Below are 24,438 nucleotides of genomic sequence, written 5' to 3' on the forward strand. Positions count from 1 at the left end.
CGCTGTCAATACTTTGTTAAGACATCATTTCAGGAGCAGGTCCAAATGTAAGAACAAAGTCTTGACAGCTCCGAGCCCCCGGCCCTACACCTAAGAGGCGCCGGGCCCCGAGGAGGCGCCGGACCCCCGGACGCCTGCACACCCCCAGCAGCCCAAGGAGCGCCACGCATGGCCGAGTCCGCCCACCCCGCACCGTTCGACCTGATCACCATGGGACGCATCGGAGTCGACATCTACCCCCTCCAGACCGGCGTCCCCCTGTCCCAGGTCGAGACATTCGGGAAGTTCCTCGGGGGGTCGGCGGCCAACGTCGCCGTCGCCGCCGCGCGGCTGGGCCGCTCCACCGCGGTCATCACCCGCACCGGCCGCGACCCCTTCGGCACCTATCTGCACCAGGCCCTGACCGGGTTCGGCGTCGACGACCGCTGGGTCACCCCCGTCGACGGCCTCCCCACCCCCGTCACCTTCTGCGAGATCTTCCCCCCGGACGACTTCCCGCTCTATTTCTACCGCCGCCCCAAAGCCCCCGACCTGGAGATCCACCCCGGCGAACTCGACCTCGACGCGATCCGCGCCGCCCGCATCTTCTGGATCACCGGGACCGGCCTGAGCGAGGAGCCGAGCCGCACCGCCACCCTCACCGCCCTGGAGGCCCGCGCCCGGCAAGGCGCCACCGTCTTCGACCTCGACTGGCGGCCCATGTTCTGGACCGATCCCGGACTCGCCCGCCGCCACTACGCCGAGGCCCTGCGCCACACCACCGTCGCCGTCGGCAACCTCGACGAGTGCGAGATCGCCACCGGCCTGCGCGACCCCACGCCTGCGCCCGCGCCCTCCTCGACGCCGGCGTCGAACTCGCCGTCGTCAAACAGGGCCCCAAGGGCGTCCTCGCCGTGCACCGCGACGGCGCCACCGCCGAGGTGCCGCCCGTCCCCGTCGACGTCGTCAACGGACTCGGCGCCGGCGACGCCTTCGGCGGCGCGCTCTGCCACGGGCTGCTGTCCGGCTGGGACCTGGAGCGGACCATGCGGTACGGCAACGCGGCCGGCGCCCTCGTCGCCTCCCGCCTCGCCTGCTCCTCCGCGATGCCCACCGGGTCCGAGGTCGAGGACCTCCTCGCACACGGCTGACCCCACGCCACCCCTGAACGGAGCCTCCCTTGAGCCTCAGCATCCCCGACCTCGTCACGGTGAGAGCCCGCCACCCGGAGGCCATCGCCGAAGCGGCCGCCCGCCGCACCCGCCGCCCCCTGATCGGCGACAGGGGCCGCCTGATGATCGTGGCCGCCGACCACCCGGCACGCGGCGCCCTCGCCGTCGGCGACCGCCGCCTCGCCATGGCCAACCGCGCGGACCTGCTGGAACGCCTCTGCGCCGCCCTCTCCAGGCCCGGCGTCGACGGGGTGCTCGCCACCGCCGACATCCTGGAGGACCTGCTCCTCCTCGGCGTGCTCGACGACAAGGTCGTCATGGGCTCCATGAACCGCGGCGGACTGGCCGGCGCCTCCTTCGAGATGGACGACCGCTTCACCGGCCACCGCGCCGAGGACATCGCCCGGCTCCGCTTCGACGCCGGCAAACTGCTGCTGCGCATCGACTACGACGACCCCGGTTCGCTCGCCACGCTGCACGCCACCGCCCGCGCCATCGACGAGATGGCCGCCCTGCGCCTCCCCGTGTTCGTCGAGCCGTTCATCTCCCGCCGCCTCGGCGGTGCCGTCCGCAACGACCTGAGCGCCGAGGCCGTCACCCGGTCCATCGCCATCGCCTCCGGCCTCGCCGGCACCTCCGCCTACACCTGGCTCAAACTCCCCGTCACCGACGAACCCGACGCCATGGCCGGGGTCCTGGAGACCTCCACCCTCCCGGCCGTACTGCTCGGCGGCGAAGTGGGCAGGGACCAGGAAGCCGTCTACGAACGGTGGCGCAAGGCCCTGCGACTGCCCACCGTCCAGGGCCTCGTCGTCGGCCGCTCCCTGCTGTACCCGGCGGAGGGCACCGTCGAGGAGGCCGTGGACACCGCCGTCGGCCTGCTGTGACGGCCGCCCGAACGCGACCTGGAGGACCACACCCCATGACCACCAGTCACCATCCGCAGGACTCCCGGCACCACCTGCCCGCCGGGAAGGCCGGCACAGGACCGTACGCCGTGGACATCACCCCCGAGCGGGCCGGCTGGGGCCACGCCTCCCTGCGGGTCCTCGAACTGCCGCCCGGCGGCACGCACACCTTCGCCGCCGGCGACAGCGAATGGATCGTGCTGCCGCTCAGCGGCGGCTGCACCGTCGTCACCCAGGACGAATCCGGCGCCGACACCTTCGACCTGTACGGCCGGGAGAGCGTCTTCAGCGGCGTCACCGACTTCGCGTACGCCCCGCGCGACGCCCAGCTCACGCTCGCCTCCGGCGCCGGCGGCCGCTTCGCCCTCACCGGCGCCCGCTGCACACGGCGGCTCCCCGCCCGCTACGGCCCCGCCCGCGACGTCCCCGTCGAACTGCGCGGCACCGGCACTTGCTCCCGCCAGGTCAACAACTTCGCCGCCGCCGACAGCTTCACCTGCGACAAGCTCATCGCCGTCGAGGTGCTCACCCCCGGCGGCAACTGGTCCTCGTACCCGCCGCACAAGCACGACGAGCACCGCCCCGGCGAGGAGTCCGCCCTGGAGGAGATCTACTACTTCGAGATCGCCGCCCACGACACCACCCCCGGCCTCGGCTACCAGCGCGTCTCCCCCTCGGGGCGCGGCGGCAACACCGACCTCCTCGCCGAGGTCCGCTCCGGGGACACGGTCCTCGTCCCCGACGGCTGGCACGGCCCGTCCATCGCCGCCCCCGGCCACGACATGTACTACCTCAACGTCATGGCGGGCCCCGCCGCGGAACGGGAGTGGCTCATCCGCGACCACCCCGACCACGCCTGGATCCGCGGCACGTGGCCGGACCGGCCCGTCGACCCGCGCCTGCCCCTGTACACCGCCCCGTCCCAGTGAGGTCACGATGAGCCAGTCCCCCTCCCCGACGCACCGCCTGACGGTCGCCCAGGCGCTGGTCCGGTTCCTGTCCGCGCAGTACACCGAGCGCGACGGCGTACGGCGCAGGCTGATCGCCGGCACCTGGGGCATCTTCGGGCACGGCAACGTCGCCGGCATCGGCCAGGCCCTGCTGGAGGCCGGCGAGGACGCCATGCCCTTCCACCAGGGCCGCAACGAACAGGCCATGGTGCACGCCGCCGTCGGCTACGCCCGCCACCTCAACCGGCTCTCCGCCCAGGCCGTCACCACCTCCATCGGCCCCGGCGCCACGAACCTGGTCACCGGCGCCGCCCTCGCCACCATCAACCGCCTCCCGGTCCTCCTCCTGCCCGGCGACTACTTCGCCACCCGCCCCGCCGACCCGCTCCTCCAGCAGCTCGAACACCCCGTCTCCGCCGACGTGTCCGTCAACGACACGCTGCGCCCCGTCTCCCGCTACTTCGACCGCGTCACCCGCCCCGAGGCGCTGATCCCCTCCGCGCTGGGCGCCATGCGCGTCCTCGCCGACCCGGCCGAGACCGGCGCCGTCACCCTCGCCCTGCCCCAGGACGTCCAGGCCGAGGCGTACGACTGGCCCGCCGAGTTCTTCGCCGAGCGCGTCTGGCACGTCCGCCGCCCCGCCCCCGACCCGGCCGAACTCGCGGCCGCCGCCGCGCTCGTACGCGCCGCCCGCCGCCCCCTGATCGTCGCCGGCGGCGGCGTCCACCACAGCGAGGCCGAGGACGCCCTGCGCGCCCTCGCCGACGCCACCGGCATCCCGGTCGCCTCCACCCAGGCGGGCAAGGGCTCCTTGCGCCACGACCACCCGGCGGACCTCGGCGGCATCGGCCACACCGGCACCGCCGTCTGCGACGAGACCGCCCGTACCGCCGACCTCGTCATCGGCGTCGGCACCCGCCACAGCGACTTCACCACCGCCTCCAGCACCCTCTTCGCCCACCCCGACGTCCGCTTCCTGAACCTGAACATCACCGCCTTCGACGCCCACAAGCTCGCCGCCGGCACGCTCGTCGCCGACGCCCGCGCCGGCCTGGAGGCGCTCACCGACGCCCTCGGCGGCCACCGCGTCGACCCGGCGTACGTGGCCGAGTACACGGAGGGCAAGCGGCGCTGGGAGCAGGTCGTCACCGCCGCCTACCGGGCGGACGACGACGCCGTGCCCACCCAGACCCAGGTACTGGGCGCGCTGGACGCCGTCGTCGGCGACGACGACGTCGTCATCAACGCGGCCGGCTCCCTCCCCGGCGACCTGCACAAACTCTGGCGCGCCCGCGGCCCGCGCCAATACCACCTGGAGTACGGCTATTCCTGCATGGGCTACGAGATCCCCGCCGGCATCGGCGTCCAGCAGGCCGCCCCCTCCACCGCCGTCTGGTCCCTCGTCGGCGACGGCACCTACCTGATGATGCCGACCGAGATCGTCACCGCCGTCCAGGAGGGCCTGCCCGTCAACCTCGTCCTCATCCAGAACCACGGCTACGCCTCCATCGGCGGCCTCTCCGAGGAGACCGGCGGCGAGCGCTTCGGCACCGCCTACCGCCACCGCGCCCCCGACGGCACCTTCACCGGCGACCCGCTCCCCGTCGACCTCGCCGCCAACGCCGCCAGCCTGGGCATGGACGTCCTGCGGCCCAAGACCGCCGGCGAGCTGCGCGAGGCGCTGAGCGCGGCCCGCGCCTCCGACCGGCCCACGTGCGTGTACGTCGAGACGGACCCGGTCAACCCGCACGCCCCCGGCGCCGAGGCCTGGTGGGACGTCCCGGTCGCGCAGGTCGCCACCCGCGAGGCCGCCGTCGCCGCCCGCGACCGGTACGACGAGCGGGTCACCGCCCGCCGCCGCCACCTCTGACCCGCCCCGCCCACGCGAAGGAACCACCACCATGAAGACCATCGGCCACTGGATCGGCGGCAAGCCCGTCGACGGCACGTCAGGCCGCTTCGGCCCCGTCCACAACCCGGCCACCGGCGTCCAGGAGAAGCAGGTCGCCCTCGCGACCGCGGACGAGGTCGACACCGCTGTCGCCGCGGCCCGCGACGCGTTCGCCGACTGGGGGACGTCCTCCCTTGCCCGCCGCACCGCGGTCCTGTTCCGCTACCGGGCGCTGCTCGACGCCCACCGCGACGAGCTGGCCGCGCTCATCACCGCCGAGCACGGCAAGGTCCACTCCGACGCGCTCGGCGAGGTCGCCCGCGGCCTGGAGATCGTCGAGCTGGCCTGCGGGATCACCACCCAGCTCAAGGGCGAGCTGTCCACGCAGGTGTCCCAGCGGGTCGACGTCGCCGCGATCCGCCAGCCGCTCGGCGTGGTGGCCGGCATCACCCCGTTCAACTTCCCGGCGATGGTGCCGATGTGGATGTTCCCGCTGGCCGTCGCCTGCGGCAACACCTTCGTCCTCAAGCCCAGCGAGAAGGACCCGTCGGCCGCCAACCGGCTCGCCGAGCTGGCCGCCGAGGCCGGGCTGCCCGACGGCGTCCTCAACGTCGTCCACGGTGACAAGACCGCCGTCGACGCGCTGCTGGAGCACCCCGACGTGGCCGCCGTGTCCTTCGTGGGCTCCACCCCGATCGCGAAGTACATCCAGCTCAAGGCCGTCGAGCACGGCAAGCGCGTCCAGGCGCTCGGCGGGGCGAAGAACCACATGCTGGTCCTGCCCGACGCCGACCTCGACCTCGCCGCCGACCAGGCCGTCAACGCCGCGTACGGCTCCGCCGGCGAGCGCTGCATGGCCGTCTCCGTCGTCGTCGCCGTCGGCGACACCGGTGACGAGCTGGTCGCCCGGATCGCCGAACGCGCCAAGGGCCTGCGCATCGGCCCCGGCGACGACCCGAGGTCCGAGATGGGCCCGCTGATCACCCGCGAGCACCGCGACAAGGTCGCCTCCTACGTCAGGTCGGCGGCCGAGCAGGGTGCGGAGGTCGTCGTCGACGGCACCGGCCACACGGTCGAGGGCCACGAGGAGGGCTTCTTCCTCGGCGTCTCCCTGCTCGACAGGGTCCCGGTCACCGCGGACGCCTACCGCGACGAGATCTTCGGCCCCGTGCTGTGCGTGGTGCGCGCCGAGACCTACGACGAGGCCATCGAGCTGATCAACAGCTCCCGCTGGGGCAACGGCACCGCGATCTTCACCCGCGACGGCGGCGCGGCCCGCCGCTTCCAGCTGGAGGTCCAGGCCGGCATGGTCGGCGTCAACGTCCCCATCCCGGTGCCCGTCGGCTACCACTCCTTCGGCGGCTGGAAGGACTCCCTCTTCGGCGACCACCACATCTACGGCAACGACGGCATCGCCTTCTACACCCAGGGCAAGGTGATCACCACCCGCTGGCCCGACCCGTCCGACGGGGGGATCGACCTCGGCTTCCCGAGCCACTCCTGAAGCCGCGCCCGAATCGGGGGGCCCCGCCCCCCGATTCTCGAACGCCGACAGGCCCCGCGCGCCCGACGGCGCCGCTAATTCACTGTCTCCCGCACGCACCCCCGGGTGAGAATGCAGCGTCTCGAACGGGGAGGGAACCATGAGCCAGGGCCACCTGACTCTCCATGAGCTGCTGCCGCCGCAGGAACTGGCGAGCGCCATCGACGCCGGCCACGTCACGCGCAAGGCGCATCCGGAGCTGCCGCTGTCGATCTACACGTACACCAGGACGTGCCAGTACGAGGGCATCTGGAACCGCGTCACCGTCCGCTGCCGCGGACTCGTCGCCGACGACGTGACCGGCCGGGTCGTCGCCCTGCCCCTGCCCAAGTTCTTCAACGTCTCCGAGCACCGGTCGGGCCGGCCCTACGCGCCCGCCCTGCCGGACGAGCCGTTCGAGGTGTACGACAAGGTCGACGGCAGCCTCGCCGTCGTCTTCCACTACGCCGGCCGCTGGCGCGTCGCGTCGAAGGGCTCCTTCATCAGCACCCAGGCCACCTGGGCGCAGCGCCGGCTCGACGGCCTGGACACCTCGGCCCTCACCCCGGGCACGACCTACCTGGCGGAGATCCTCTACCCGCAGAACCGCATCGTCGTCGACTACGGCGACCGCCGCGACCTGGTGCTCCTCGCCGCGTTCGCGACGGACGGCACGGAGGTCCCGCTGGCCGAGGCGGCCCCCGCCTGGAAGCCCATCGGCTCCGTCGTCACCGTGTGGCCCGCCATGCCGCTCACCGAGCTGCTCGCCCTCACCGAGTCCAACAGCCTGCCCGGCGGCCGGGCCGCCACCGGCACCGACGCCGAGGGGTTCGTGCTGCGCTTCGCCTCCGGCGTCCGGGCCAAGGCCAAGCTGTCGGAGTACGTACGCCTCCACAAGGTGCTCACCGGCGTCACCGAGCGGGACATCTGGCGCGGCCACGGCGTCCAGCGCTTCGCCGGCCTGCCCGCCAAGCAGGTCGCCCAGGCCCTCGGCTGCTCCGCCGAGGACATCGCCGACTCCGGCGGCAGGCCGCTGGACGCCCTGCTGGAGCAGGTGCCGGACGAGTTCGACGCCTGGGTGCGCCAGGTGATCGAGCGCGTCGAGAAGGACGTCGCCGACCGCGAGCGCGCCATCGACGAGGCCTACCGGTCCCTCGCACCGCTCGCCGGCGACCGCGCCGCCTTCGCCCGCGCCGTGCGGGAGCTGCCCGACGCCGCCGTCCGCCCCGCCATGTTCCAGCGCCTCGACGGGCGCCCGACGGAGCTGATGACCTACCGTTCCGTGCGCCCCGAGGCGTCCGACCCCTTCAAGAACGACGAGGAGAACTGACCCGTGCCCGTAGTCCACGTCATGACCGGGCTGCCCGCATCCGGCAAGACCACCGCGGCACGCGCCCTGCAGGCGGAGTCCGGGGGCCGCATGCGCCGTGTCAACCTCGACGACCTGCGCGCCATGCTCGACATCCCGTCGCCCGAGCGCGGCCGGTCCTTCGCGCACGAGCGGACCGTGCTGGCCATCCAGGACGCGGCGGTCGGCGCGGCCGTCGACGACGGCTTCGACGTCGTCGTCGACAACACCCACCTCACGCCCCACATCCCCAAGCGCCTCAAGGCCGCCGTGGCGGGCCGCGCCACGTTCGTCGTCCACGACTTCACCGACGTCCCGGTGGAGGAGTGCGTACGGCGCGACGCGGCCCGCGAGCGGGCCGTCGGCGAGGAGATCATCCGCCTGCTCGCCGACAAGCACGCCAAGGCCCTGCAGGGCGGCTGGCGGCTCACCGACGCCTGGTTCAACGACCAGGTGCCCGTGCAGCCGTACGTGCCGGACCCGTCGCTGCCGCCGGCGGTCCTGTGCGACATCGACGGCACGCTCGCCCTGCGCGGCGACCGCGGCCCGTACGACTTCAGCCGCTGCGGCGAGGACCTGCTCAACGTCTCCGTACGCCAGGCGCTGCACTCCTTCCGCCGCGCGGACGGCGACCGGATCGTGCTGCTGTCCGGCCGGGGCGAGGAGCACCGCGCGACCACCGAGGACTGGCTGCGCCGCCACGACGTCCCGTACGACGAGCTGTGGATGCGGGCCGCCGGCGACGGGCGGCGCGACGACCTCGTCAAGGCCGAGCTGTTCGACCGGCACGTACGCCACCGGTTCGCGGTCCGGGTCTCCCTCGACGACCGCGACCGCGTCGTCGCCGTCTGGCGCCGGATGGGCCTGCCCACCTGGCAGGTCAACTACGGGAACTTCTGACCCGCCCCGGGCCTGCTACCACCCTGCTACCGTGAGGGGGTGAGCAGCCCCAGGAAGCAGACCCAGGTGCGCCTCGAACCGTCCGTCCTCGCCGCGGGCAAGGACGCGGCGGCCGCCCGCGGCCTGGACTTCAACCGCTACATCGAGCGCCTCATCACCGAGGACACGAGCGGCGCCAGGGCCGCCGGCATGGCCGCCGCGCAGCGGCTCATCGACGACCACGGCGACTTCCTCCGCGACCTGGAGGACGAGCTGGACGCCCGCCACGCCGGCGCCCCGGACACCCGGGGCGCCGCTGCGTGAGCATGTCGCTGCACGTCGACCTGTCCTGGATCCTCGAAGTCGCCGAACGGGCCGGCCACCACGACCCCGCCGCCGACGACCTCGGCGTCGCCATGGCCGCCGTGGCCCGGCACCGCGCCGAACTCCTCGAGCACCCCGTCTACGGCGGCCCCTACGCACGGGCCGCCGCCCTCGTCCACACCCTCGGCCGCTGCCGCTGGCTGGAACGCTCCAACGTCACCGTGGCCTGCGCCACGGCCGTCATGTACCTCACCGCGAGCGGCATCCCCGTCGACCCCACGCGCGACCAGCTGGCCGCCCTCGCCCGGGAGCTGTACGACCCCCGCACGACCGCCGCCCGCATCGCCGCGACGCTGCGCTCCTGGCCGGTGAGCTAGGGCTCTCCGGGGCGCCGCGAACAGGGTTTCACCCACCCGTGTGCCGCGGTTCGCGCGGGGTTCTGTTCTCCGGACGGTTGTGGCTGCATACTGTTCCTCCTCGCACCGGTGCCGATAGGTTCACCTGCCCGTTTCACCATGTGGTGACGGGCCGGCCCAGAGCCCGGCGAGACCCCTCATCCCATCCCGTGCCGCGTGCCGTCGCGGGAGTCACCCCTGCTTGTGGAAGACCCGAGGTTCCGTGCCAGTACCCGTTGTCCTTGCCGGGCGCAGCGTGCGCCTGGAGCCGCTGGCCATGCGCCACGCCGAGGGCCTCGCATGGGCCGGCGCGCACGATCGCGCCGCCTACGCCTACACACCCGTGCCCGACGGACTGGAGGCGTCGTACGACTACATCGCGCGCGCCCTGTCCGATCAGGCCGCGGGCCGGTCGCTGCCGTTCGCCATGGTGAGCGCCTCCGACGGCCGTGTGGTCGGTTCGACACGCTTCCTGGAACTCGACTACTGGCGGGGCCCGCTGGTGTGGCCCCCGGTCACCGGGGCGCCCCACGGCGACCCCGTCACCGCCGTGCCGGACGCCGCCGAGATCGGCAACACCTGGATCTCCGCCGAGGGCCGGGGGACCGGGATCAACACCGAGGCGAAGCTGCTCATGCTCCGGCACGCCTTCGAGACCTGGGGCGTCCGCCGGATCTCCCTGCGGGCCGACGCCCGCAACGCCCGCTCCCGCGCCGCGATCGAACGGCTCGGCGCCACCTGCGAGGGCGTCCGCCGGGCCCACACCCGGGGCCTGGACGGCGTGGTGCGGGACACCGCGTTCTACTCGATCCTCGACGAGGAGTGGCCGGCCGTACGCGGCATCATCGAGCTGCGCATGTCCGCCGCCCGCGGCGTGGGCCTGCTGGACCGGCCGTTCCCCGGCGAGTACCAGGAACACGGCGGCGCGGGCGGCCAACTCCTCCTGACCTGACGCCCGCAGGGGGCCGCCTCCACCGGGGGCGGCCCGCCCTCCACCGGTCGGTTACGATCCGCCGATGAGCAGGATCGGGGAATACCTGCGGGTCACGCCGGACGAGCCGGCACGGATGGCCGACGACGCGGACTGGGCCTGGAACCTCTTCGAGGACATCCGCGAGGGCGAGGAGTTCCACGAACCGGGCCCCGCCCGGGCCCGCTACTTCACCACGGGCCGGGCGTGGGGCCTGATCGCCCACCTGCTGGACCGGCGCGGCGTCACGGTCGGTTTCAGCCGCGGCGAGGAACGCCTGGGCCCGGCGGACCAGCCGTACGGCCCGTCCGGCCACCTCGCCCCGCCCAGGGTCCGCGCCGCCGCGGAGGCGCTCGCCGCCCTGCCGTACGACGACCTCGTCGCCGCCGCCGACCACGCCACGATCACCGGGTCGGGACTGTGCCCCTTCGGCTGGGACGCACCCCGCACACTCGACCGGGGCCGTCTCCACTACGACGGCCTCGTGGAGTACCTCACCGCGGCGGCCGCCGAAGGCCTCGCCGAGGTCGTGTGGGCCGACTGTACGCCCGGGCCGACCGGGCCGGTCTCACCCCGACAGCAGCCGCAGCAGATCGGCGCACGCGGCCGCCTCGTCGGCGCGCTGCGTGACCGGCTCCCACACGCCCCGCTCGTAGGCCCCCGCCTCCCACAGGCCGGGGGAGCGGGGCGAGCGGCGCAGGTACAGGAAGTCCGGCGGGAGCGGCGACGGCTCGTGGACGCCCTCGATGACGTAGTGGCCGTCCGCCACGCCCCGGTCCCGCAGGGCGGCGCGCAGGCCGTGGCGGTCCACCGTGCTCCGCCTAGCGGGTCGCCGGGGCGAGGTAGCCGTGGTCCAGCAGCCACTTGACGTTCAGGCGCTGCCCCTCGCCCGGGTTCAGCAGCGCCGCGTCCAGCTTGATCTGCTGCCCGCCGCCCGGCTGCGCGAACCAGGGCGCGATGCTGCCCTGCCACACGGGGAACGCCCGCTTGACCTCGTACAGGTGGTAGTCGCAGGGGAACGCCCCGTCACGGGTGCCGAGGTTCTGCGGCGGCAGCGCCCGCCTCGCGTACGCGTCCCCCGCGGGGGCGAGGTAGGACCCGTACTCCGACCCGAACCGGTCCAGGTCCTCGCCCGGCTCCAGCACCTCCACGTGTTTGTCCACCTCGCCGTTGACCTCGGCGAAGCCGTCGTTCGGCGGGTACTTCCAGCCGGCGGGACCCTCCGGGCCCTCCTCCTTCCAATACGTGGCGAGAAACGCCTGCGGCGACATGCCGCCGGTACGCCGGTAGCCCTTCAGCAGCGGCCCGACCGGCTCGTGCGACGGGCGGGGCAGGTACTTCGGACCTAATCGGGCGTCGCCCTGGAACTCGCCGCTGCACACGGCGGGCCGCTCCCGGCGCGGCTCGTCGACGGGCACGGCAGCGGCGGCGGCCGGACCGGCCGCCGACAGGGCCGTGACGGCCAACGCCAGCACGGACAGGACGGCACGGAGACGATTCACTTCGCGTTGCTCCTCAAGGACGCATGTATGGCCAGCTTCTGACGCACCGTAATGAACAGCGGCGGCCTCGGGAGCGGCCGGGGACGCTTTCCGGCCGAGCCGTACGCCGGGGTGCCAGGAGGGCGGCGTCGGCTACCTGTCGCCGCCGTTCCCACGCCGGAGCCCGAGGGCCACCACACCGCACACGCCTGCCACGACGGCGGTGCACACACCGGTGAACGCCAGCGCCGGGGCCAGGCCGTTCGTCAGCCAGGGGGATGCCGCCCCGGCCGGGGCGAGGGAGACGGCACCCAGGAACGGAACGGTGAGCCGCCACGGGTGGCGGCGGGGCGAGCGCCGGGAGTTGCGCGCCTGCCACAGGGCGCGCCACAGGAAACCCGCCCCCATGAAGCCGAGCCCCAGGCCCCACGAGAGGAACACCCGGTACCCGCCGCGTGGATCAGCGGTCGTGTACCGGCGCCCGGACGCGAAGTCGGCGTACCGGATCTGCCCCAGCCAGTGCGTCACCTCGATACGGGCCCCGGCCCCGGCGGGCGGTGGCGAGCCGGGGAATCCGTACCCGGGTGACCTTCCCGTCCTGCTGGGTGAGGGTCAGCCGGGTGAACCCCTCCGTGCGCTCGGTGCCGTCGATGATTGCCGGAACCGTACGCAGGCAGTCGTCGGGCCCGGTGACCTCCGGGTGGCAGGGGACGGCGTTCCGAAACGCCTGCTCGTCCCGGAACGCGAAACGCATGGGCGTGATCAGAAGCCAGACCGCCACATTGATGAGCAGCATGGCGATGACTCTGGTGCCCAGGTGGGGCGGACGCTTCCGCCGGGTGCGGGGTAAGTACGCCGTCGTCGACATGTGGCCATTGTCGAGCGGCCCCTGACTGTCGTTCAGGTCGCTTGGCTCGCAGTGTCGCTGCTCCCCGATTGCCGAGGTACGGCAACGTCGGGCGGCTGACGGGCTCAGCGGCGGCTCCCCGTCACTCCGGGGTGTGGCTGTGCAGCCAGGTCGCCCAGGTGATGTGGCCGCGCCGGCCCGTCGGGCAGGTCAGGTGATGGGCTGCGCGGCGGACCGGGGCGGGCGAGGGGACGTTCAGGGTGCGCACGCGGCGGCTGCGGATCCGCTGCCATTGGGCCAGCAGGTCGGACAGCGTGAGGACCTCCGGGCCGCCGAAGTCGTCGCACCGGCCGCCCGGGCCGTCCGCCACGCGCCGGGCCACGTACGCGGCGAAGTCGGCCGTGTCCACCGGCTGGGCCTCGACGGCGGTGGGCAGCGGCACGACGGGCAGCCGGGCGGCCCTGCCCAGCATGCGGTCCGTCAGCCAGTGGAACTGGGTAGCCCGCAGCACCGACCAGGGCACCTGCCCCGTGCGCACCAGCTCTTCGGCCCTGTGCTTCAGGCGCAGGTACGGCAGGCGGGAGCGGTCCACGCCCACGATGGAGACGTACGCGAAGTGGTCGACGCCCGCCCTCGCGGCCTCGTCGAGCAGGCGGCGCGTGCCGTCGACGTCGACGTCCGGCGGGCTGCGCAGGAGGTCCGTCGGCAGGACGTAGCCGCGCCGGGCGGCCGGGGACCAGGTCGCCGCGTGCACCACGGTCCGTACGCCGCTCATCGCCTCCGGGATCCCGGCCCCCGTGGCGAGGTCGCCCCGCACCCACTCCACCTCCGGGTCCGTGCCACGTGAGCGGGCCAATACGCGGACCTGGTACGCCGGTTTCAGCAGACCGACCAGATCACGGCCCAGATGCCCGGTCCCACCCGTGACCAGAACGGTGTCCATCGCCGTACCTCCGGATCGGTGTTCAGGGTTTCGAGATGGTGCTCGGTCCCGTGGTCACCGAACTCTCGTGCTGCTTGCCGTCCTTGCCGGTCCAGCGCTCGCCCGAGGTCGAGGTGGTGTTGCCCTTGGAGTCCGTCGTCGTGGACTCGAAGTGCTCCTTGCCGTCCTTGCCCTTCCAGCGGGTCTCCTCCGTGGTGCTCTTGCCGCTCGCGTTCTCCTCGGAGGTCTTGGAGTGGAACTTGCCGTCCTTGTCCTTCCAGGTCTCCACGGACTGGGTCACCTTGCCGTTGCTGTCCGTCGACTCGGACTTCCAGTGACTGTGCCCGTCCGATGTCTTCCAGGACTCCGTCGTGTACGTCGACTCCACCTTGCCGTTGGCGTCCTTCGTCTCGCTGTGGTGGTGATGGTGGTTGTCGGACGACTTCCAGTTGTCGCTCTCCCACGTCTTCCCGGACTTGTTCCCCGCGTCGTCCTTGGTGTCGCCCTTGGCGTGCGTGTGGCCGTCGGCGGTCGTCCACGACTTGACCTCGGGCTCCTTCGGCTTCTGCTCGCCCGTGTGCCGGTGGCTGTCGCCACCCCCGCGGATCTCCCCGCGGTCCCCCGCCCCGGCACGGGGACCCGAGCCGCGCCGGTCGTCCGTCTCGTGGCGGCGGTCCCTCACCTCTCCCATGCGTACTCGCCTCCTTCGTCCGGCCCCGGGCCGTGCCCCGACTCCGCGAGCAGACCCGTCAGCGCCCGGCGTCCGACGGCCGGGTGCGCCCACTCCTCGGCCGCCAGCATCTGCTGCGCGACGCACAGCCCCGTGCACCGGGCCACGTCCCGCAGCCGTGCCTCCAGCCCCGGGTCCTGCTCGTCGCCGGGGAACTCCACCAGCTGGTGGGCGGCGTCCTGGCAGACGTCCCACACCGCCGTCCGGCCCCCGTGCCCCGCCGCCCGGTCCGCCGCCCGCGCCTCGCCCCAGACGCCCGCGAAGTCGCCCGACGCCACCAGCTCGGCGACCGGCTCGCGGCACAGGCACGGCCCCGGACGGTCACCCCAGATGCGGGCACACCCCTGGAACGGACCGGGTCCACCGCCCTGGAGGTCCAGCAGTTCGTGCCGCAGCTCCAGCACCTCGCCGTCCGCCGGCCTGCCCTCCAGCACGGCGACCAGCATGCGGTCCACCCGGTCCGCGACCGACGCGGTCCGCCCGTACGTCCAGCCCGCCCGCGCCCCGCGCGCGTCGGCCAGCCGCCGCGCGCCGTGCCGGGCCAGGCACCGCAGCAGCTCCTCCCGCCCGACCCAGCGGGGCCTGCGCGGCTCCACCGTCGCGACGACGTCGGGCCAGCCCCGCTCGAGACCGCCGCGCACCTGCACGGCGGACAGCACCGTACGGGCCAGGGCCCTGACCACCGGCGCCTCCCGCACCAGGGCGCGCGCCGCCTCGCACGCCGCCGGCGCGTCCAGGCACCGCAGGTCGCAGTCGTCCGAAGGGGGCAGCGACAGCGCCCGGTCACGGCCCATGTGCTCCCGCACCTCGTCGTGCCGGGGCCAGGTGCCGGTGCCGCCCTTGGAGCGGGGCACCTGGAGCAGCAGCGGGGCGTCCTCGCCGTCGGTGAAGACCGCCGCCCGGCCCACCGGCAGCGTGGCCAGCGCCACGTCCTGACGTTCCGTCATCGCCATGGTGTCGCCCAGGACGTCCCGGTCGTCACCGGCTACCAGCCGGTGGGCCACCTTGAGGGTGGAGTTCTTCAGCACGTCGGGCGCCAGCTTGGACGGCACCTGGTCGACCACCACCACGCCCTGGCCGTACGCCCGGATCTCCGACAGCAGATGGGTGAACGTCTCCACCGCCTTGCCCCGGACGTCCGCCTCCACCTCGCCACCGCCCCGGCTCCGCTCGGCGGCGGCCAGCAGCCGGTGCGCCTCCTCGACGACGAGCAGGTGCCGCAGCCCCTCCACGTCGCCCTCCGCCCGCCGGTGCTCGGCCAGACGGATCATCAGCAGGCCCATCATGAACGCCTTGTCGTCGTCGTCCCCCATGCCCTCCAGTTCCAGCACGGTCGGCCGGCCCAGCAGCATCCCCAGCGGCAGCGAGCGGCGGACGTCGAGCATCCGGCCCTTGCCGCCGGTGCGCAGGCTGTCCAGGCGGGTCCGCAGGGCGGCGCGCAGGTCGCCGGTCACCCTCTCCTCGTATCCGAGGCGCGGCACGATCTCCTCGACCTTGCGGACGAGGTCCGACAGGGTCGGGAACGCGGCCGCCCGGTCTCCGCCGTCGGCGCCGGCCAGGCGCCGGTTGGTGCCCGTCGTGATGTCCCAGCCGCGGTCGGCGTAGATGCCGTGCAGGGCCGTTTCGAGGACCTGCGGCAGCGGCGTCCACATGCCGAAGCTCGCGTGGAACACCGACCGCAGCAGATCCAGATGGACCGCGACCGGCGTGCCCTCGGGCACCTCGAACGGGTTCAGCCGGAACGGCGACACCACCTCGTTGCCCAGCGTGAACACCTGGAGCGTGCCGCCCAGCTCCGGGTCGCGCAGCAGGACCCGGTACTCGGTCTTGGCTGGCTCGACGACGAGGAACGGGACGCCCCGCGCGGCGACCCGGCGCAGCAGGTGGAAGACGGTGTTCGTCTTCCCGGACCCGGTGACGCCCGTGACGAAGGCGTGCCGGTTCAGCGTCGCGGGCGAGACGGCGTACGGCGTGGCCGTGGGCCGGCCCCGCTCCACGACCGTGCCGAGCACGATCGCGTCCTCACCCGCCGCCGGCGGCACCGTGTCGAAGTCCGGCACCTCGGTGATGGCGAAGCCGTGCGTCTCGACGTGCGGGAAGTGCACATACGCCGCGAGCTGCGGCGACGTCAGCAGCGTCTGGTGCTGGAACGGCTGACGGTAGTGCCCCGGAGCCGCCGCGTCGGGGCCCGGGTCGGGCATGGCCCAGGACGCCGCCAGCATCGGCACGTCACCGCGGTCCCAGATCCGCACGGGCTCCGGGAACGACCGCTCGCCGGAGAACACGCCCCGCCACAGGCTCGTGACCTCCGCGTAGCCGTCGGCGTCGCCGAGCAGGTACACCGCGGTGCGCCAGGCGCCCGTGCCCTGCCCGTCGGTGAGCGTCCCGAGCTGGCCCCCCAGCAGGTCGAGGTAGTGGTCCGCGAGCGGGCTCGGCACGCCGCCCAGCTTGACCGAGGTCTGCACGGCCCGCATCTCGTTGATGAGGCGCAGCCGCAGGTCCCGCACCGGCGTCTCGTCGACGGGCTGCGCCAGCACCAGCGCGGCCCAGTGCACCCCGTTCAGCGCCTGGAACAGCCGGTCGAGCTGCCGGACCCCGTCGACGGCGTCCGGCGGCTTCAGCGTGGGGACGCCCATCACGAGCCCGCCCAGCGGCCACCGCCCGGTGTCCGAGGAGTACGGCGCGAGGTCGACGGCCGGGTAGAGCGTCCGCAGCGCGGACTCCAGGAGCCGCTGGTTCCGCGCCACCGAGTGCGGCGAGCCCCCGGCGGGCAGCCAGGTCCCCAGGCACACGGACGACCGCCCGGGCTCGCCGCCCGCCAGGAAGGCGAGCGGCACCTTGTACGTGTGGAGGCCGACGAGCAGGTCACGGGTGAGCGGGCCCGCCTCCTCCGCGGCCGTGGGGCGCCGGCTCTTGTCCCGGCGGCCGATCCCGGCGATCCGCACCAGGGAGCGCAGCGCCGGGGGCGCGTCCGTGACGCTCGCACCGGGCCCGAGCTCGGGCGGCTCGAACCCCACGCGCTGGAGGTAGTCCAGGCTCTGTGCCGTCAGGCCTTCGGTGAGCATGCCCGGGGCCCGTCAGCGCGGCGGGGGCAGGAAGCCGGGCGGCGGCCCGGTGTCGGCGGTGAAGCCCGTGTACGCGATCCACGCGATCCCGGCGAGGATGACGAGCGCGATGACCGCGACCGCCACGACGGCGGCCTTCGGTACGCCCTTGGCGCGGACGACCGCCCCGGTGGTGAGGTTCTGCAGGGTCGTCACGCGGAGGGTGCCGTGGCGCATCCTGCCCTCGGCCCTGATCCAGTCGCCGTCGCTGATGGACCCTTCGAAGGTCATGCCCCGCATCTCCACGGGTACGAGCGACAGCCGGTTCCCCGCCTCGTCGTAGCGCTCGACGCGGAACGTCCAGATCGCCTGGGAGCCCTGGTCGCCGCGCATCTCGGAGCGCACCTGCACGCCCCGGACCTGCCCCTCGACGACTCCGCCCCCGACCAGCGGCTGGGCGGCGGGACCCGGGCGCCCGTGCGGGGCGCCGTGCGGTGGCCCGGGGGGCGGCGGCCTGTCGGGCGGCGGGGGAGCGGGGCCCCGTCCCCCGTACGGGTCGTGCTCGGCCCGCGGGCTCCAGCCGCCCCCGCCGGGCCTGCCGTGCGGCTCCCCGGGCGGGGGGAAACCGGGTGGCGGCGGCGCGGGCCCGCCGGTCAGGGAGCGGCCGCACCGGGGACAGAACAGGCTGCCCTCGGCGACCGGGGTGTGGCAGGCGGGGCACACGCGTGCGTCGGCCATGCGAACCGCTCCTCTCGCTGCGCGAGCGGCGCTCGACGAGGGGTACTCGGGGGCACACGGCCCCCTCGCACGGACACTTCATCCTATCGCCGGGACGCCCGACGGGCTCGCTCACCCGTACGGCGGCAGGCCGGTGACCTGCCGGAACGTACGTCAGCCCACCCGGTCCCCGGCCCCGTGCGTGACCCGCAGCCGGGACTGCCCGTGCGGCAGGCGCTCCCAGTCGTCCATGAACCGGGCCTCCAGCCCGTGCCTGCGCGCCAGCCGCACCAGCGTGTCGGTGCGGTAGTAGAAGTCCTCGCCCAGCACCTGGTGTTCGGCGCCCTCCGTACGGTCGTACGTGAAGTCGAAGAAGCCCCCGGGCGCCAGCACCCGCCCGACGTGCGCGAGGCATTCGTCGATGATGCGCAGCGGCGAGTGCGAGAACACGCTGTGCGCGTGCACCACGGTGAACCAGCCGTCCGGCAGGAAGTCCAGCTTCAGGTCGTCCACCGGCGTCAGGTACGGCACCTTGTGCTGGAGCCGGTAGCGGACGAGGGTCTTCTTCGCCTCGATGAGGATGTCGGGCGAGATGTCGATCCCGTAGTAGTGCCCGGGCTCCAGGTGGTCGATGAACCGCCACCCCGCCCGGAGGTTGCCGCAGCCGATCTCCAGGAGGCGGTCCTGCGGCGTCAGCCCGTGCCCCACCAGGTAGTCGTACTGCAACTGCCCGATGGCCAGCCAGCGGTCGTGCGACGGCGCGCCGCCGACCGCCGCCTCGGGGCTGCGCGCGGTGTCCGACGCCATCACCGCCCGGTAGTAGGCCACGTGGTCGCGCCCGTGCCGCAGCCGCAGCACCGCGTTGCGGCCCGCCCGCCGCGCGTAGGGCACCAGCCGGTCGGGGTGCCCGAGCGCGTAGCGCACCTTGTACGCGAGCCGTGCCCGGTTCCGGGACAGGCGGGCGTCCGGCTTCTGTTCTGGGTTCCGTCCCATGGGCGGCCTCCGTTGCGGTCTGCGGGCGGTCGATACGTGGCCTCTCAAGGCCCTGTCACGGCCACTGAACACGCACGACGCGCACCCGGCACCCGGGCACCCGGCACAGGGCCCGCAACTCACCCTTTCGGGTAACGCGGGCCTCAGGAACCGGAGGGGCCGGTTTCAGCCCGTCAGGCGCTCCCCTCGCGCAGCACCACCGTCCGGTAGGCCTCGTCCGCGAGGAGCCGGGCGTGCGTGCCCTCCGCGCGGAGCCTGCCGTGCACGACGTGCACCACGTGGTCCGCCGCGTTGAGGAGTGCCGGGCTGGTGGTGAACACGGCCGTGGTCCTGCCCTCGCGGGCCCGCGCGAGCCGCCGTGCGATGCGGGCCTCCGTGTGTGCGTCGACCGCGCTGGTCGGTTCGACCAGGACCAGCACCTCGGGGTCCGCCAGCAGGGCCCGGGCCAGCCGCAGGCGCTGGCGCTGACCGCCCGAGAACTCGCGCCCGCCCTGGACGAACGGCTCGTCCAGGCCGGCGGGCAGCCCGGCCACGATGTCGTCCGCCGAGGCGCTGTGCAGCGCGCCGGCGAGCGCGCCCGCCCGGTCCCGCGCCACCTGAGCGGGCTCCAGCGTCTCGCGCAGCGTCCCGGAGAAGAGGTGGGCGTCGTGGTCGTCGACCAGGACGCGGCGCCGCACCTCGTCCGGCGGCAGCGTGTCGAGCGCGATGCCCGCGTACCGGGCGGCGGGCGCCGCGTAGCCCCCGAGCCGGTCGGCCAGCGCGCCCGCCACGTCCGCCTCCGCGCAGACGACCGCGGTCAACGCCCCCGCCCGCAGCCGCACTCCGGACACGGGATCGACCAGGTCCGAGGGTGCCCCGGTCCCGGGCCGGCCCGCGTGGACACGCGCGGGCGCGTCGCCTGCGGTGCCCGTACCGGCGGAGCCGCCCTCCGACCCCGCGTCCCGTTCCAGGGACAGCAGCCGGGTGACGCGGCCGGCCGCCACGAAGGCCCTGGTGAAGCGGTCCGCCGTGACCGTGAGGAGCCGGAGCGGGGTCGTCAGGAAGACGGCGTACGTGTAGAAGACGACGAGCTGGCCGACGGTGATCCGGTCGCCGACGACCAGCCGCGCGCCCAGCCACACCACCAGCACCATCAGCAGGCCGGGCAGCAGCTCCTGGATCGCGCCCAGGAGGGATTCGAGGCGGGCGGCGCGGACCGCCGAGCCGCGTACGCGCTCCGAGTCCGTCCGGTACCGCGCCGCCGCGGTGTCCTCCCCGCCGAGGCCCCGCAGCACGCGCAGGCCGCCCACGACGTCCACGGCCCGCGAGGTGAGCGCGGCCTGTTCGTCGCGCAGCCGCTCCTGCCGGCCGTGCAGCGGGCGGATCACCGCGCCCACCGCCCACGCCATCACGGGCACGCCGATCAGCACGACGAGGCCCAGCTGCCAGGACGTCGCCAGCATGACCGCGGCCACGACGCACACCGCGACCAGGGCGCCGCCCCCGTGGGCCAGGATCTCCAGGGCGCGGCCGATGCGGGTGGCGTCCACGGCGCCCACGCTGAGCGCCTCGCCCGCCGAGACCCGCCGGGACAGGGTCGACCCCAGCAGCCCGGCGTGCCGGGTGACGAGCTGGACCGTGCGGTAGCTCGCGGCCAGCGACGCGGTCAGGGAACACCGGTCGCGCAGGATGCTCGTCACGGCCTGGAGCACTCCCAGCCCCAGGACGGCGCCCGCCCAGGTCCACAGGGCGGTGGTGTCCCGGTCGACGAGGCCCCGGTCGACGGCCCGGCCGAGCGCGAGGGGGACCAGCGCCTGCGCGAGCATGCACGCGATGCCGTACACGACGCCCAGAAAGAGGGCCGCACGGGTGTGCCCGGCGAGCCACACGAGGTACCGCAGGGGCGACCGGACGTCGGGGGTCCCCGGTTCGGGGTCGGGCAGCGGCCTCATGACGCGGCTCCGCGGCGCGTCGCGGCCGCTCCCGCACCGGACGCGGACGGCAGCCCGCGATTCCACAACGTCGCGCTGGTCATGAAGAGTTGATCCTAACGGTCGGCGGTCGGCGGACATCCGTCGGTACTCAGCGGTCGGTCGACCCCGAGGGCGGGCCCGGCCCGGCCGCCGGTGTGCCACCCTGCCCAGGGCCCCGTAAGCGCCGCAGTTCGCGGTCGCAGGCCGCCAGGTGGGTGCCGAGGGCGTCCTCGTGACTGGCCGCCGCGGCCTCCAGCAGCAGGGCCCGGCGTACGGCGAGTTCGGTGGCGGACGCGCGGCCCAGCCAGACCGTGGCGGTGCGCACGGCCTCCTCGGCGTCCGCGCCGATCTCGTCGATCAGCCCGCACTCCAGGGCCCGCCGGGCCGTGACGTCGTGCCCCCACAGCACCAGCCGGCGCGCGGGCCCGAGGCCGGTCTGCCGGACCAGCCGGTGCACGGCCATGCCGGGCCAGAAGTGCCCGTCGTTGACGGGAAGGACGAGCCGCAGGTCCGCGGTGGCCATCCGGTAGTCCGTGGCGAGCAGCAGGTCGAGCGCGGGCCCGCCGCAGGTGCCGCCGGCCACGGCGACGGTGACCGCGGTCAGGCGCTCCAGCCGCCGTACGGCGCGCTCCCAGCGGTTGACGTCCTGGATGCCGACGTCTCCGGGCCAGGACCCGGTCGCACTGTCACCCAGCCGCAGCACCACGACGGTCTGGCGGTCGCGCGCGTCGGCGCGCCGGCACAGGTCGTCGACGGCCCGGGTGAGCGCGGCGAGCGGGAGCGCGCCGTCGATCCGCAGCTGCAGCCCGAGGCCGTCGGCGAGTTCCTCGGCCGGTGGGGGAGTCGCCACCTTCTGCCTCCTGTCGTGCGGTCGCGTCCGTACGGTCACCAGCGCAGCAGCGCCGTCTCGATCGTGGAGCCGGGCCCCATGGTCATCAGCACGCCGTGGTCACCGGGCCGGACCCGGTCCTCGTCGAGGAGCCGCCGGTAGGAGAACAGGAACGATCCGCTGGAGACGTTCCCCAGGTCCCTGAGCACGCCGGTGGTGTGCCGCACGTCGTGCCGGGTGAGCCCGAGGTTGACGCGTACGGAGTCCACGACCTTGCGCCCGCCGGAGTGGATCACCCAGTGGTCGATGTCCGAGCGGTGCAGGCCGGTGCCGTCCAGGAGCCGGCGCACGGCCCCTTCCGCGTGCGCGCCCACCACGTACGGCACTTCCGGGTCCAGGTAGAAGCTGAACCGGCCGTGGGCGTCGTCCCAGTCGTACCGCATGGCGCCGACCGCCTCGGGGATGATGCGCCCGGCGAAGCGCAGCACCGCCGGCCCGCCCGGCGCGCGGGCTCCCGTACCGGCGGCGTCGGGAGCGGTCACGGCGAGGGCGGCGGCGCCGTCGCCGAAGAGGCTGTTGACGACGGAGGTGCGCAGCGTGCCGTCGAACACGTACGCCGCGGAGCACACCTCGACGCACACCATCACCGCGAGTCCGCCGGGGTGGAGCGCGGCCCAGCCGGCCGTCGAGGAGAGGGCGTTGAGTCCGGCGTTGCACCCCATGCCGACGACGTCGAGCCGCGAGCAGTGCCGGGACAGGCCCATGTCCTTGATGAGCAGGGCGCTCAGGCCGGGTGTGAGGAAGCCGGTGGAGGACACGCAGCACAGGTGGCGCACGTCGGCCGGCGCCGCCCCGGCGCGCCGCAGGCAGTCCTCGACGGCCGCCCGCCCCAGCCGCACCCCCTCGGTGGAGTGCTTGGCGAGGAGTTCCCCCTGGGTCTCCTCGCGCGGCGTCCCGTCCGGCCCGGCCGGCGGCAGCGTCAGATGGCGCCGCGCGATGCCGCCGTTCAGGAAGAGCGAGGTGATCCGCGGGTCGGTGACCCCGAACAGGTCCAGGATCTCCCGCTGCGTGTACGACGCCGGGGGCACCGCCGTGCCCACCGACACGATCCGGGGCGCGGCCGGCGGCACCCCCGGGACCGCCGGGCGGGGCGCGGCGGCGGGTGCCCGTACGACCGTGTCCTGCTCTCGTGTGCTGTGCACCGGCACCGGTACCTCCTGGCGGTCTCAGCCGAGGTAGTCCTCGGGCCCGCCGTCCCGGACGGTGTCCAGCGTGAAGCAGTGGAACCCGCCGCCGAACAGCCGCCGGTGACGGTGGCGTACGGGCACCACCGTGAACCCGTGCTGCTCCAGCGTCCGCACCAGCTCCGGGCAGGCCTCGTTGACCAGGACCGTGTCGGGGGACACCGACAGCACATTGAGGTCGATGAAGGGGCTGGTGAGGACCAGGTCGTCGTCCTCGTACCGGGGGAAGTTGTTCCCCTCGGGCGGGGGCGGCACGATCATGTCCCAGCTCCTCAGCGCGGGCGGCAGCTGGTCGGCGACCTCCTTGGAGCGCACCAGGAGCGTCCCCGGGCGCAGGGCGAGGACCATGCTGTCGATGTGGCTGTCGCTGAGCCGGTGCACGCGGTGGATGCGGAAGCGGCCCTCCAGGTGGCGCTCCAGCCAGTCGCACGCCATGGCGTGGTTCTCCGTGGAGATGTTCACCAGGAGGTCCCGTCCGAGCCGCAGACACTGCGCGCCGTCGAACATCATCTCGAAGCCGACGTCGTACGGGGACGGCCGGACGTCCTCGATCGGCTCCATGGGCCCGCCGGCCGACTGCCGGGCGTACGAGGGGTCGAAGGAGGCGTCCGTCATCAGTGGCCGCGGCATGACCGTCCACCGCGCGCCCTGGCGGAAGTACTCCGCGAAGACCGGGGTGAGGAACTGCGTCTCGAAATAGCGGGACCGGATCATCGGAGGCGTCTCGATGATCTCGTCGCCGAGGATCAGCGTGTTGTCGCGGACGTTGAGCGGCGGTACGACGGCCGCCGACCACGCGGGCGTGCGCACCTCCGTCGTCGTCCCGTGTAGATCCAGCGGGCGGTGCACCCGGACGGACAGCGACTCCAGGGTCCGCGCGATCCCCTCGACGTCCTCGATCAGCTCCTCGACGTACCGCTGCTTGATGGGCGAGCGCCCGGACCGCGTCCCGGACGCGGCCGCGCTGCCCGGCACGGACAGCCGGGGGTAGTACCACTCGGAGCGTACGAGGTTGTCGTGGAAGAACAGGTCGAAGGACAGCTCACGTTCGTGGGAGGTGTAGTTCAGGGCCGAGCCGACGATCACCTCACGCAGGGGCGACCATTCGTCATAGCTGTTCACGCGCATTGCCCATCACTCCTGGCTGGCTTACGGGTTCACACCCACGACGGAGCACGAAGGAGAGCGAAGAGAGCGATCAATCGTTGCCCACGGCACCTGACGTGTCAAGACGGTCCAGGAATGTCAACGCGGGCCGTTTTCCGCGCACTTGCCGCTGTCCTGGAGAGTGTGTCAGCATCGCTGCGTTTCCCCGCAGGGCCGGCGCCGCCAGAGACCTTC

General features: G+C 73.8%; 22 protein-coding genes and 1 pseudogene. 11 read left to right on the plus strand and 12 right to left on the minus strand.

The window, feature by feature from the left end; all coding sequences use genetic code 11:
* The first annotated feature begins 168 nt into the window (after positions 1-168).
* The 11 genes and pseudogenes from iolC (at position 169) to ABEB09_RS35060 (ending at position 11,206) form a co-directional block, all read left to right on the plus strand.
* Positions 169-1,130: pseudogene (gene iolC, locus ABEB09_RS31285) on the plus strand (5-dehydro-2-deoxygluconokinase).
* 29 nt (positions 1,131-1,159) lie between these two features.
* Positions 1,160-2,038 carry a Cgl0159 family (beta/alpha)8-fold protein gene (locus ABEB09_RS31290; RefSeq protein WP_345693278.1) on the plus strand — a complete coding sequence of 293 codons (879 nt, stop codon included), beginning with the start codon at positions 1,160-1,162 and terminating at the stop codon, positions 2,036-2,038.
* 35 nt (positions 2,039-2,073) lie between these two features.
* Positions 2,074-2,988, plus strand: a complete 915-nt coding sequence (gene iolB, locus ABEB09_RS31295) for a 5-deoxy-glucuronate isomerase (RefSeq protein ID WP_345693279.1) — start codon at positions 2,074-2,076, stop codon at positions 2,986-2,988.
* A gap of 7 nt (positions 2,989-2,995) precedes the next feature.
* On the plus strand, positions 2,996-4,879 hold the full coding sequence (iolD, locus tag ABEB09_RS31300; protein ID WP_345693280.1) for a 3D-(3,5/4)-trihydroxycyclohexane-1,2-dione acylhydrolase (decyclizing): 1,884 nt from the start codon (positions 2,996-2,998) through the stop codon (positions 4,877-4,879).
* 31 nt (positions 4,880-4,910) lie between these two features.
* Positions 4,911-6,404, plus strand: a complete 1,494-nt coding sequence (locus ABEB09_RS31305; protein ID WP_345693281.1) for a CoA-acylating methylmalonate-semialdehyde dehydrogenase — start codon at positions 4,911-4,913, stop codon at positions 6,402-6,404.
* A gap of 139 nt (positions 6,405-6,543) precedes the next feature.
* Positions 6,544-7,752, plus strand: coding sequence for an RNA ligase (locus ABEB09_RS31310; RefSeq protein WP_345693282.1), 1,209 nt, complete (start codon positions 6,544-6,546; stop codon positions 7,750-7,752).
* Between the two features lie 3 nt (positions 7,753-7,755).
* Entirely contained in the window at positions 7,756-8,670 is a 915-nt protein-coding gene (locus ABEB09_RS31315; RefSeq protein WP_345693283.1) for a phosphatase domain-containing protein, read from the plus strand.
* 39 nt (positions 8,671-8,709) lie between these two features.
* Positions 8,710-8,973 (plus strand): hypothetical protein, encoded by a 264-nt coding sequence (locus tag ABEB09_RS31320; protein ID WP_345693284.1) that lies wholly within the window; start codon positions 8,710-8,712, stop codon positions 8,971-8,973.
* A gap of 2 nt (positions 8,974-8,975) precedes the next feature.
* Positions 8,976-9,350: a fic family toxin-antitoxin system, toxin component gene (locus tag ABEB09_RS31325; RefSeq protein WP_345694147.1), complete on the plus strand. Its 375-nt coding sequence runs from the start codon at positions 8,976-8,978 to the stop codon at positions 9,348-9,350.
* A 241-nt stretch (positions 9,351-9,591) separates the two neighbouring features.
* A complete protein-coding gene (locus tag ABEB09_RS31330; protein ID WP_345693285.1) occupies positions 9,592-10,320 on the plus strand; it encodes a GNAT family N-acetyltransferase in 729 nt (242 codons plus the stop codon).
* Positions 10,321-10,384: 64 nt separating this feature from the next.
* Positions 10,385-11,206 (plus strand): DUF1877 family protein, encoded by an 822-nt coding sequence (locus ABEB09_RS35060; RefSeq protein ID WP_380841181.1) that lies wholly within the window; start codon positions 10,385-10,387, stop codon positions 11,204-11,206.
* On the opposite strand, the gene ABEB09_RS31345 is transcribed toward ABEB09_RS35060, so the two are convergent.
* From ABEB09_RS31345 to ABEB09_RS31400, 12 genes are all read right to left on the minus strand, one after another.
* Positions 11,160-11,840 (minus strand): TNT domain-containing protein, encoded by a 681-nt coding sequence (locus ABEB09_RS31345; protein WP_345693286.1) that lies wholly within the window; start codon positions 11,838-11,840, stop codon positions 11,160-11,162. The two genes, ABEB09_RS35060 and ABEB09_RS31345, sit on opposite strands and share 47 nt — an antisense overlap.
* 132 nt (positions 11,841-11,972) lie before the next feature.
* Positions 11,973-12,347: a hypothetical protein gene (locus ABEB09_RS31350; protein ID WP_345693287.1), complete on the minus strand. Its 375-nt coding sequence runs from the start codon at positions 12,345-12,347 to the stop codon at positions 11,973-11,975.
* A complete protein-coding gene (locus ABEB09_RS31355) occupies positions 12,280-12,615 on the minus strand; it encodes a hypothetical protein (protein ID WP_345693288.1) in 336 nt (111 codons plus the stop codon). The genes ABEB09_RS31350 and ABEB09_RS31355 overlap by 68 nt, the downstream gene beginning before the upstream one ends.
* A gap of 193 nt (positions 12,616-12,808) precedes the next feature.
* On the minus strand, positions 12,809-13,609 hold the full coding sequence (locus ABEB09_RS31360) for an SDR family oxidoreductase (protein ID WP_345693289.1): 801 nt from the start codon (positions 13,607-13,609) through the stop codon (positions 12,809-12,811).
* 22 nt (positions 13,610-13,631) lie between these two features.
* A complete protein-coding gene (locus tag ABEB09_RS31365; protein ID WP_345693290.1) occupies positions 13,632-14,279 on the minus strand; it encodes a hypothetical protein in 648 nt (215 codons plus the stop codon).
* Positions 14,267-17,383, minus strand: a complete 3,117-nt coding sequence (locus ABEB09_RS31370; RefSeq protein WP_345693291.1) for an ATP-binding protein — start codon at positions 17,381-17,383, stop codon at positions 14,267-14,269. The genes ABEB09_RS31365 and ABEB09_RS31370 overlap by 13 nt, the downstream gene beginning before the upstream one ends.
* Before the next feature lie 12 nt (positions 17,384-17,395).
* A complete protein-coding gene (locus ABEB09_RS31375; protein ID WP_345693292.1) occupies positions 17,396-18,100 on the minus strand; it encodes a zinc-ribbon domain-containing protein in 705 nt (234 codons plus the stop codon).
* Positions 18,101-18,253: 153 nt separating this feature from the next.
* On the minus strand, positions 18,254-19,072 hold the full coding sequence (locus ABEB09_RS31380) for a class I SAM-dependent methyltransferase (RefSeq protein ID WP_345693293.1): 819 nt from the start codon (positions 19,070-19,072) through the stop codon (positions 18,254-18,256).
* 173 nt (positions 19,073-19,245) lie between these two features.
* Positions 19,246-21,003 carry an ABC transporter transmembrane domain-containing protein gene (locus ABEB09_RS31385; RefSeq protein WP_345693294.1) on the minus strand — a complete coding sequence of 586 codons (1,758 nt, stop codon included), beginning with the start codon at positions 21,001-21,003 and terminating at the stop codon, positions 19,246-19,248.
* Positions 21,004-21,133: 130 nt separating this feature from the next.
* On the minus strand, positions 21,134-21,874 hold the full coding sequence (gene dpgB, locus ABEB09_RS31390; RefSeq protein ID WP_345693295.1) for an enoyl-CoA-hydratase DpgB: 741 nt from the start codon (positions 21,872-21,874) through the stop codon (positions 21,134-21,136).
* Between the two features lie 35 nt (positions 21,875-21,909).
* A complete protein-coding gene (gene dpgA, locus ABEB09_RS31395; RefSeq protein WP_345694149.1) occupies positions 21,910-22,983 on the minus strand; it encodes a 3,5-dihydroxyphenylacetyl-CoA synthase DpgA in 1,074 nt (357 codons plus the stop codon).
* 96 nt (positions 22,984-23,079) lie between these two features.
* The gene (locus ABEB09_RS31400) at positions 23,080-24,225 is read right to left on the minus strand and encodes a glycine amidinotransferase (protein ID WP_345693296.1); all 1,146 of its coding nucleotides are present in this window, start codon (positions 24,223-24,225) and stop codon (positions 23,080-23,082) included.
* Positions 24,226-24,438: the final 213 nt, after the last annotated feature.

Source organism: Streptomyces coeruleoprunus (assembly GCF_039542925.1).
Classification (GTDB): domain Bacteria; phylum Actinomycetota; class Actinomycetes; order Streptomycetales; family Streptomycetaceae; genus Streptomyces; species Streptomyces coeruleoprunus.

Excerpts from the sequence above, each read along its gene's own strand:
- iolB (WP_345693279.1), top strand. The coding sequence starts at position 2,074 with ATGACCACCAGTCACCATCCGCAGGACTCCCGGCACCACCTGCCCGCC.
- iolD (WP_345693280.1), top strand. The coding sequence starts at position 2,996 with ATGAGCCAGTCCCCCTCCCCGACGCACCGCCTGACGGTCGCCCAGGCG.
- ABEB09_RS31305 (WP_345693281.1), top strand. The coding sequence starts at position 4,911 with ATGAAGACCATCGGCCACTGGATCGGCGGCAAGCCCGTCGACGGCACG.
- ABEB09_RS31310 (WP_345693282.1), top strand. The coding sequence starts at position 6,544 with ATGAGCCAGGGCCACCTGACTCTCCATGAGCTGCTGCCGCCGCAGGAA.
- ABEB09_RS31325 (WP_345694147.1), top strand. The coding sequence starts at position 8,976 with ATGTCGCTGCACGTCGACCTGTCCTGGATCCTCGAAGTCGCCGAACGG.
- ABEB09_RS35060 (WP_380841181.1), top strand. The coding sequence starts at position 10,385 with ATGAGCAGGATCGGGGAATACCTGCGGGTCACGCCGGACGAGCCGGCA.
- ABEB09_RS31355 (WP_345693288.1), bottom strand. The coding sequence starts at position 12,615 with ATGCTGCTCATCAATGTGGCGGTCTGGCTTCTGATCACGCCCATGCGT.
- ABEB09_RS31360 (WP_345693289.1), bottom strand. The coding sequence starts at position 13,609 with ATGGACACCGTTCTGGTCACGGGTGGGACCGGGCATCTGGGCCGTGAT.
- ABEB09_RS31365 (WP_345693290.1), bottom strand. The coding sequence starts at position 14,279 with ATGGGAGAGGTGAGGGACCGCCGCCACGAGACGGACGACCGGCGCGGC.
- ABEB09_RS31370 (WP_345693291.1), bottom strand. The coding sequence starts at position 17,383 with ATGCTCACCGAAGGCCTGACGGCACAGAGCCTGGACTACCTCCAGCGC.
- ABEB09_RS31375 (WP_345693292.1), bottom strand. The coding sequence starts at position 18,100 with ATGGCCGACGCACGCGTGTGCCCCGCCTGCCACACCCCGGTCGCCGAG.
- ABEB09_RS31380 (WP_345693293.1), bottom strand. The coding sequence starts at position 19,072 with ATGGGACGGAACCCAGAACAGAAGCCGGACGCCCGCCTGTCCCGGAAC.
- ABEB09_RS31385 (WP_345693294.1), bottom strand. The coding sequence starts at position 21,003 with ATGAGGCCGCTGCCCGACCCCGAACCGGGGACCCCCGACGTCCGGTCG.
- ABEB09_RS31400 (WP_345693296.1), bottom strand. The coding sequence starts at position 24,225 with ATGCGCGTGAACAGCTATGACGAATGGTCGCCCCTGCGTGAGGTGATC.